Origin of the sequence: Brevundimonas sp. EAKA, assembly GCF_000698025.1 — a bacterium.
GTDB classification, from domain to species: Bacteria; Pseudomonadota; Alphaproteobacteria; order Caulobacterales; family Caulobacteraceae; genus Brevundimonas; species Brevundimonas mediterranea_A.
The window spans coordinates 1-7,612 of the sequence record NZ_JMQR01000137.1 but is presented as its reverse complement, the minus strand read 5'-3'; the positions used below and the strand labels follow the sequence as shown (position 1 = coordinate 7,612).

The 7,612-nt window shown below is 66.9% G+C and carries 14 protein-coding genes and 1 pseudogene; 1 reads left to right on the top strand and 14 read right to left on the bottom strand.

The features are described 5' to 3' along the window. Window positions 1-693 (bottom strand): DNA gyrase subunit A (locus tag ER13_RS14790; protein WP_035310428.1); only part of this gene is annotated, 693 nt, incomplete at its 3' end. 148 nt (window positions 694-841) lie between these two features. On the opposite strand from ER13_RS14790, the gene ER13_RS14785 reads away from it, so the two are divergent. Further along, a complete protein-coding gene (locus ER13_RS14785) occupies window positions 842-2,572 on the top strand; it encodes a cytochrome c biogenesis protein DipZ (protein ID WP_035310426.1) in 1,731 nt (576 codons plus the stop codon). Here ER13_RS14785 and ER13_RS14780 read toward each other — a convergent pair. The 13 genes and pseudogenes from ER13_RS14780 to ER13_RS14720 form a co-directional block, all read right to left on the bottom strand. After that, entirely contained in the window at window positions 2,569-3,306 is a 738-nt protein-coding gene (locus tag ER13_RS14780) for an RNA polymerase sigma factor (protein ID WP_081836251.1), read from the bottom strand. The two genes, ER13_RS14785 and ER13_RS14780, sit on opposite strands and share 4 nt — an antisense overlap. 230 nt (window positions 3,307-3,536) lie before the next feature. Next, entirely contained in the window at window positions 3,537-3,860 is a 324-nt protein-coding gene (locus ER13_RS14775; protein WP_035310422.1) for a hypothetical protein, read from the bottom strand. Then, window positions 3,857-4,117, bottom strand: a complete 261-nt coding sequence (locus tag ER13_RS14770; protein ID WP_035310421.1) for a hypothetical protein — start codon at window positions 4,115-4,117, stop codon at window positions 3,857-3,859. Before ER13_RS14770 ends, ER13_RS14775 begins: the two co-directional genes overlap by 4 nt. Window positions 4,118-4,136: 19 nt before the next feature. Then, complete coding sequence (locus ER13_RS14765; protein WP_035310420.1) at window positions 4,137-4,487, bottom strand: hypothetical protein; 351 nt, start codon at window positions 4,485-4,487, stop codon at window positions 4,137-4,139. Window positions 4,488-4,510: 23 nt separating this feature from the next. After that, window positions 4,511-4,894, bottom strand: coding sequence for a hypothetical protein (locus ER13_RS14760; protein ID WP_008259273.1), 384 nt, complete (start codon window positions 4,892-4,894; stop codon window positions 4,511-4,513). 31 nt (window positions 4,895-4,925) lie between these two features. Beyond that, window positions 4,926-5,159 carry a RebB family R body protein gene (locus ER13_RS14755; protein WP_008262209.1) on the bottom strand — a complete coding sequence of 78 codons (234 nt, stop codon included), beginning with the start codon at window positions 5,157-5,159 and terminating at the stop codon, window positions 4,926-4,928. 19 nt (window positions 5,160-5,178) lie between these two features. Beyond that, window positions 5,179-5,514 (bottom strand): RebB family R body protein, encoded by a 336-nt coding sequence (locus tag ER13_RS14750; protein WP_008262017.1) that lies wholly within the window; start codon window positions 5,512-5,514, stop codon window positions 5,179-5,181. 3 nt (window positions 5,515-5,517) lie between these two features. Next, entirely contained in the window at window positions 5,518-5,742 is a 225-nt protein-coding gene (locus tag ER13_RS14745; RefSeq protein WP_008260453.1) for a RebB family R body protein, read from the bottom strand. 27 nt (window positions 5,743-5,769) lie between these two features. Then, entirely contained in the window at window positions 5,770-6,084 is a 315-nt protein-coding gene (locus ER13_RS14740) for a hypothetical protein (RefSeq protein ID WP_154726195.1), read from the bottom strand. A 17-nt stretch (window positions 6,085-6,101) separates the two neighbouring features. Further along, window positions 6,102-6,467, bottom strand: a complete 366-nt coding sequence (locus ER13_RS14735; protein ID WP_035310418.1) for a RebB family R body protein — start codon at window positions 6,465-6,467, stop codon at window positions 6,102-6,104. A gap of 74 nt (window positions 6,468-6,541) precedes the next feature. Further along, window positions 6,542-6,865 (bottom strand): RebB family R body protein, encoded by a 324-nt coding sequence (locus tag ER13_RS14730; protein WP_008259391.1) that lies wholly within the window; start codon window positions 6,863-6,865, stop codon window positions 6,542-6,544. Between the two features lie 39 nt (window positions 6,866-6,904). Continuing rightward, window positions 6,905-7,243 (bottom strand): RebB family R body protein, encoded by a 339-nt coding sequence (locus ER13_RS14725; RefSeq protein ID WP_008262254.1) that lies wholly within the window; start codon window positions 7,241-7,243, stop codon window positions 6,905-6,907. A gap of 230 nt (window positions 7,244-7,473) precedes the next feature. Next, window positions 7,474-7,612, bottom strand: a pseudogene (locus tag ER13_RS14720) (DNA repair protein RecO); the annotation flags it as partial.

Genomic DNA, 7,612 nt, shown 5'->3' with positions numbered 1-7,612 from the left:
GCCCTCGACCGCGACGCCCCCAGTGGGGAAGTCCGGTCCCGGCACCAGTTGCACCAGCTCCTCGGTCGTCGCCTCGGGCCGGTCCAGCAGCATCTGGCAGGCGTCGATCAGTTCGCCGACATTGTGCGGCGGGATCGAGGTGGCCATGCCCACGGCGATGCCGGACGAGCCGTTGGCCAGCAGGTTGGGGAAACCGGCCGGCAGAACCACCGGCTCCTCGTCCTGATCGTCGTAGGTGGCGCGGAAATCGACCGAGTCCTGATCGATCCCGTCCAGCAGCAGCACGGCCGCCGGCGTCAGCTTGCACTCGGTGTAGCGCATGGCCGCGGCGCTATCGCCGTCGATATTGCCGAAGTTCCCCTGGCCGTCGACCAGCGGATAGCGCTGGGCGAAATCCTGGGCCAGGCGCACCAGGGCTTCATAGATCGAGGCGTCGCCGTGCGGGTGGTATCCGCCCATGACCTCGCCGACGACCTTGGCGCATTTGCGCGCCGCCGCCTGCGGGTTCAGCCGCATCTGGTGCATGGCGTACAGGATGCGCCGGTGCACGGGCTTGAACCCGTCCCGAACATCGGGAAGGGCGCGGTTGGTGATGGTCGACAGGGCGTAGGCCAGATAGCGACGGCTGAGGGCCGTCTCCATCGGCTCGTCGATGATACGGCCGCCTTCCGGCGGCGGAGCGTGGATCGTCATGGGCCAGCGAATCGGGGATCGGAAGCGCGAAGTCTAGCCCGTTCGAGCAGGGACAGGGCGTCTATCTGTGGGAGATCGTACGCCGAAGGGTAACCGAACGCCTCCCGGCTTCGTATGTGAGTGACCCCGTCACGTCAGGCCCGCCTTCATGATCCTGTTCCTGCTCTCCTATCTGGCCGGCGCCCTGACCATCGTCAGCCCCTGTATCCTGCCCGTCCTGCCCTTCGTCTTCGCCCGCGCCGGTCGGCCGTTCGTGCGCAACGGCCTGCCCCTGCTGGTCGGCATGGCGGTCACCTTCGCCGGGGTGGCGACCCTGGCGGCCCTCGGCGGCGGCTGGGCCGTGCGCGCCAATGAGGTCGGTCGCTGGATCGCGCTTGCGGTCATGGCCGTCCTGGGGCTCAGCCTGCTCGTGCCCTCCATCGGCGATCGGCTGATGCGGCCGTTTGTGGCGGCCGGTTCCTGGCTGACCGATCGCGTCGAGCGCCGCTCCGCAGACCAGGGCGACGTCCGCGCCTCCCTGTTGCTGGGCGTAGCCACCGGCCTGCTGTGGGCGCCCTGCGCGGGCCCCATCCTGGGCGTCATCCTGACCGGCGCGGCCCTGCAAGGCGCGGGCGTCGGCTCGACCGTTCTGCTGCTGGCCTATGCGGCGGGCGCCGCCACCTCCCTGGCCTTGGCCCTGCTGGTCGGCGGACGGGTGTTCAAGGCCATGAAGGGCGCGCTGGGCCTCGGCGAATGGGTGCGGCGCGGCCTGGGCGCCTTGGTGCTGATTGGCGTAGTCGCCATCGGCCTGGGCCTGGACACGGGCCTGCTGACCCGGATTTCGGCCGGAAGCACCGGCCGTCTGGAACAGGCGCTGCTGAGCGGCATCGGTCGCGGCGCGCCGATGAACGCGGCGCCGACGGATCTGGCGAACCTCCCGGTCGAGGGCCAGTTGCCCGCATTTACCGGGGCCACCACCTGGATCAACTCCCCGCCCCTGACGCCGCAACAGCTGCGCGGCAAGGTCGTGGTCGTCGATTTCTGGACCTACTCCTGCATCAACTGCCTGCGCGCCCTGCCCTACGTTCGCGCCTGGGCCGAGAAGTACAAGGACCAGGGCCTGGTCGTGATCGGCGTCCATACGCCCGAGTTCGCCTTCGAGAAGTCAGAGGCCAATGTCCGCGACGCGGTGCGCCGCTTGGGCGTCGATTATCCGGTCGCCATGGACAATGATTTCGCCATCTGGCGCGCCTTCAAGAACCAGTACTGGCCGGCCCATTATTTCATCGACGCCCAGGGCCGCATTCGCCACCACCATTTCGGCGAGGGCGACTATGAGGGCTCGGAACGGGTCATCCAGCAACTGCTCAAGGAGGCCGGAGCCGCCGATGTCGCCGCCGACGTCGTCCAGATCCAGGCCCAGGGCGCCGAGGCCGCCGCCGCCATGGACCAGCTCGGTTCGCCCGAAACCTATGTCGGCTACGCCCGCGCCGAGAACTTCCGCTCGCCGGGCGGCCTCGCCCGCGACGCCGTCAAGACCTATGTGGCCAGCCCGCTGGACCTGAACGATTGGAGCCTGGTCGGGCGCTGGCGCGTGACGCGCGAGCACGCCGAACTGGCGGCGGCGGGCGGACGGGTCTCGTTCCGTTTCAAGGCGCGTGACCTTCATCTGGTCATGGGGCCGGGCGCGACCGGCGCGACGCCGCGTTTCCGCGTCCTGATCGACGGCCAGGCGCCAGGCGCCGACGCCGGCTCCGACATCGACGCCAAGGGGGTGGGACGCATCGACCAGCAGCGCTTGTATCAGTTGATCCGTCAGTCCGGCGCCGTTCGCGAACGTACCTTCGAGATCGAATTCCTCGACCCCGGTGCCCAGGTCTTCGCCTTCACCTTCGGCTAAAGGTCCAGCAGCAGCCGCAGCCGGTTCTTGGCCAACTGGCGACGCTTGCGGACCAGTTCTCGGCTGATGTTCAGATGGGCGGCGATCCGTTCGTCGCTCCAGTCGTCGAGATGGAGCCGCAAGGGCTCGACCAAGGTGGCCGGAAGAGCGTTCATGGCCCGCCCCCAGGCCGCGTCGCTTTCCTGTTGCGACAGCGCCTCTTCCGGCGAGGGCGCCGCCTTGACCCAGGCGGCGGCGGACGGCGGCGGCAGATCGGCGTCCTCTGCCGCGATGGGAATGCGATTGGCGTTCTGGCGGTGCTGATCCATGCAGGCGTTGTGCAGGATCCGCACCAGCCAGGCCCCGGGGTTCTGCACCGGCTGGCGGTCAAAGGCCTGAGCCGCCCGCACCATGGCCGCGCTCAATGCGTCCTCGGCGTCGGCCCGATTCCCGCCGGAGAGCCGCAGGCTTCGATGCCGCAGACTGTTCTGATGCACCATCCAGATCGCCCAGAAACGGTCCATCGACGGCGGCCGGTCCAAAGCACGCGCGATTACGCCCGCAGGCGTCAACCCGGCCTTGGGCGCCCCGCCCCGATCACCGCCGGCCGCTCGGGCCAGAACCTCGACCGGAGACGGCGTGCGCGGCGCTGAAGGATGGGAAGCAGAACGCCGCTCAGGCGGCGCAGCCGTCGCGGGCGCTTTCTCTTCCTCGCCTTGCGTCTCCCAATCCGGAAATAACCGGACGACATTCATATTCGTCACTCCCCCTCGGCGTGGGGAGCGACCGTCAAGCCCAAAGCGAGCTCATCCCCCTACGCTTGGCCTGGCAGAACCAACGGGGCGTATCGATCGAGGTCTCGTCGCGATTCTGGATTACCGACGTCGCATCAACCAGAGTTTGTAAGAACCCCGTTATCACTACTTAGACGGGTGTATTTGCTTTTTGTGAAGCCGTTTGATGCGGTGCTGGAAAATACTGACGGCTACTGGCCGCCTGACGCCCCGTCAGCCGGCGCGGCGGCCGATGCGGCGGTCCGTTCGATCATTGCGCAGATCGCGAGGTCCAACTGCCGCGTCACCTCGCGCGCGATGATCTTCTGCAGGGCCTCGACGATCTCGAGACTGACCTGGGCGGAAGGCCCCCTCGCCGCGCGCTGCAGGTCCTCGGGCATGGCCGCCAGGCGTTGCTCGGCCACGGCGCGTTTCAACAGCTCGCGCTGATCGGCGAAACTGTCGACGACCGTGTGTTTCTGCTCCGATATGGAGTCATAGAGATGCCGCCCCGTCGCCCCATGCGCATCCGTCATCGGGCGGATCCGTCTTCATCGGGCGGCAGCCCCAGAGCCCGCGTCAGCTGCGCCTGGAGCTGCTCGATCATGGCCTCGGTGAACTGGGGAATCGGCGTGTCTGGCGGCGACTGAGCCGCCAGCAACTCGGGCAGGCGCGCGGCCGAGGTCCTGAAGACCTCGGCGACCATCCGCCGAGCCGCCACGACAATGGGATCTACAGCCGGAACCTGCGGCTCGCCGGCGGCGGCCTCAGGCGAGGGAGAATCGTCTGTCATCAAACCCTCCTGTCCGGCCTCATTCCTTGTCGGATCCGGCGGAGACGAACGAGATCTTCTCGACCAGCTCGCCGTCTTCGATATCGGTCAGCAGGCCCCGCGCCTTGACCATCAGCTTCGCCGCCCAGGGCGCATAGGGATCGGTCAGCAACGGCTCCTGCATCCGGTACAGGATGGCGACCATCGCCTCCGCCGCAGCACGCAGTTCCCGATATCTGGACTGGCTTTCCTCAAACCCTTCGGCGGAGGATCTGTCTTCTGCGGCGTCGCTCCACCGCTCGGTCTCGCATCGCGTCTCCCATTCCAGCGTCTGCGCTTCCTGAACGACGGCCTCGGCGTCGCTCATCTTCGATAGGGTCAAACGGGACATGGCTGCTCCTTCTCTCTCTTCGACTAGTTTCTGGGAAAGGTCTTGACCGCCGTGGTGACGGATTCGGCCGCCAGGCCCGCCGCGATCGGCGCCGCGAACGAACTGACCAGGGCCATGGCGTAGGCGACAAGCGCCGGTTCGTTCATCCCGCCCGACGCCAGCATCATGGCCATGGCCTTGCCCTGGACGGTGGTGCTGATGGACAGCATGTTGCGCTGGTAATCGGCGGCGTCCTGCACCGACAGAGCCGCCGCCTGGGTGGCCTTGTCGTAGGCGATGGCGCCGCCGGCCGAGACGCGCGTCGAGGTCGAGGGCGTGCCCTGCTCGAGCGGCGCGAAGCCCAGCGCCCAGTTCGTCGAGGTCTGGACGGCGTCCTTGATCTGGCTGTTGACGGTCGGTTCGGTCACGGCGCGAAAGCTCTCGTTTCAGGTGAAGGCGCTATTTCTGCGCCGCGTTCATGATCATGGTGACGGCGCTGGAGGTGACGGCGTTGCCGATCTGCTGCAGCCCCCCTTGCGCCTGCTGGGCGTTCTGCATGGCCAGGGAAATCGAATGGGCCATGCTCTGATAGACCAGCGCCATCGATTGGGCCGGCGCTTCGCCCAGCACCTTGACGTTGGTCTGGGTGACCGCGTCGGTGACTTGCGAGTTGACGGGCGTGTCGGCGGCCATGGTTCAGATCCTGACAATTCTAGAGATTCAGCAGTTTGGCGGCGATAAGCAGAACAAGGGCGTTTTCGAGCGGGCTGGGGGGCGGCGCTCTGGCGGCGATCCGCGTGGTGGCGATGGCCGAGACCATGCTGCCCATCTCATAGACCTGCATCACGCCCTGGTTGGTGGCGGCCTGGGCGCAGATCGAGGCCTGGCGCTGGGCCTGGACCGCGTTCTCGAACACGATCGCCGTCGAATGGGCCGCGCTCTGATAGATCGAGCCCATGGCGATCGTCGATGCGGCGCCCAGGACCATCAGGTTCTGCTGCGTCACCGCATCGGTGATCTGACTGTTCACGGCGGTCGGATAGGCCATGGCTCAGACCGCGATTTCGAGGATCTTGGCGATCAGGGCGCCGACGGCGGCGTTGTTGATCTGCTGCATGCCCCCCTGGGTCTGGCTGGCGTTCTCGACCGACAGGCTGGTGGCGTGCGCCACCGCCTGGACCGACACGGCCATGGCTTCCGCAGGCCCCTCGCCCAGCACCTTGACGTTGGTCTGGGTGACGGCGTCGGTGATCTGTGCGTTGACGGTGTCGCTCATGACGAAGCCTCCCCCCCTTCTTGATGCTCAGGTGACGACCGGCGCGCCGTAGAAGGCCGATGGCGCAGGCTCCTGACGAACTTGCGACACCGACCGCACGCCGACGTCGGCGGTCCGGACCGTGCGGATCTGCTGCATGTCGGCCAGGCTGGTCGCCAGTTGCCGGATCTGCAGCGTCGACAGTTCCGCCGCATGCTGCGTCGAGGCGGCCAGGCGCGCAGCAAAAGCGTCCGCCGAGGCCATGATGGTGATCAGACCGGCGTTGCACACGCCGGCTCCGGCGCACAGCAGCAGGGCGTCGTCGCGACAGGCCGCTACGGCGAGCCCTTCTTCGGTTCTCAATCGCTTTTCCTCGCGTGTCATTCGAACGGCTCCTCACGGCGCGGACCGATGTCCGGCCACGGAATGACGGACGGCTTGTCCATCAGCGCCTGGACGCAGTTCATGGTCGCGACCATGCCCAGGATGTTGGTGGTCTGCTGGTTGGCGACGGCGTTGTGGTACATCATCCCGCTGGCCTGATTGGCGGCCACCAGGCTCTGCATCGCCGCGAAGCTGGGGCCCGAGCCGATGACGGTCAGCAGGGTGTTGGCGACTGATTCCGCCGTGGGGGCCGTCGCGGGGTTCTTGCTGAGCTCCAGCATGAGCTTCAGAATCTCCTCGAAGTCGCCGAGGGTCTGGGCGGATTTTTCCGCCGTCTTCTCGTTCATCTTCGCCTCGACCATGGTCGTCCTCCAGGGGTTGGCGCGGCGGGCGCCAGTCTCCCGCCGCGGCCGTCACGGATATCCAGGGTTCGGCGTCAGGCCGCCGTGGCGCGCAGGGCCGTCAGCAGGGACAACAGATTGTCAGGCGTGTCCGACTGGCTGATCTTGCTGGCGGCGACAGCGCCGGCCATGGTGTCGACGCTGTAGATCTGGATGACCCCCTGATTGGTCGCGGCCTGGCCGGCGATGGCCAGTTGCTGCTGCGAAGAGGCTGCATTCTCGTAGAGAATGCCGGTGGAGTGGGCGAGCGATTGATAGATCGCGCCCATGGCCATGGCCGGAGCGTCGCCCAGCACCTTGACGTTGGCCTGGGTGACGGCGTCGGTGATCATGCCGTTGACGGGTGTCGGAAGCGCCATGTCTCAAGTCCTTCTGTTTTGGGTTTGCGGGACGGAAAATCAGGAAACCGCAGCCGTGGGACCGACGGCGCGCAGGGCCGTCAGAAGGGCCATCATGTTGTCGGGCGTATCGGACTGGGCGATCTTCGACGTGGCGACCGCGCCGGCCATGGTGTCGACGCTGTAGATCTGGATCACGCCCTGGTTGGTCGCGGCCTGGGCGGCGATCGCCAGCTGCTGCTGCGATGACGTCGCGTTCTCGTAGAGAATGCCGGTGGAGTGGGCGAGCGACTGATAGATCGCGCCCATGGCCATCGCCGGGGCGTCGCCAAGGACCTTCACATTCGCCTGGGTGACGGCGTCGGTGATCTGACCGTTCACCGGGGTCGGAATAGCCATGCTTGTCTCCTTCCATTCGATTGAGGCCTCGGATGGAGGGTCGCGTGGCCCCGTTGAAAGTCGACCCCCACAACCATGACGCGCCATGGGGCGTGGCGTGAATTTCCCGCGGTTGTTTTTCGAGATCTGAAGCACGGCTCAGGCGACGCAGCGGCGTCAGGCCTGCAAGGCGCCCAAGAAAGCGAGCCCCGCGCCGAATTGGCTATGGGGCTTGAACCCAAGGCCGTCGCTTAGAGACGTCCCGTCTCGGCCAGCCGGTCCAGCATCCAGACCCGCGCGGCCGGCAAGGGCTTGTTCTGCGGGTGGAAGACGAACTGTTCCAGAAAATGGCCGGTCAGGTCGAACCCCGCCCTGACGTCGCCCTCGACC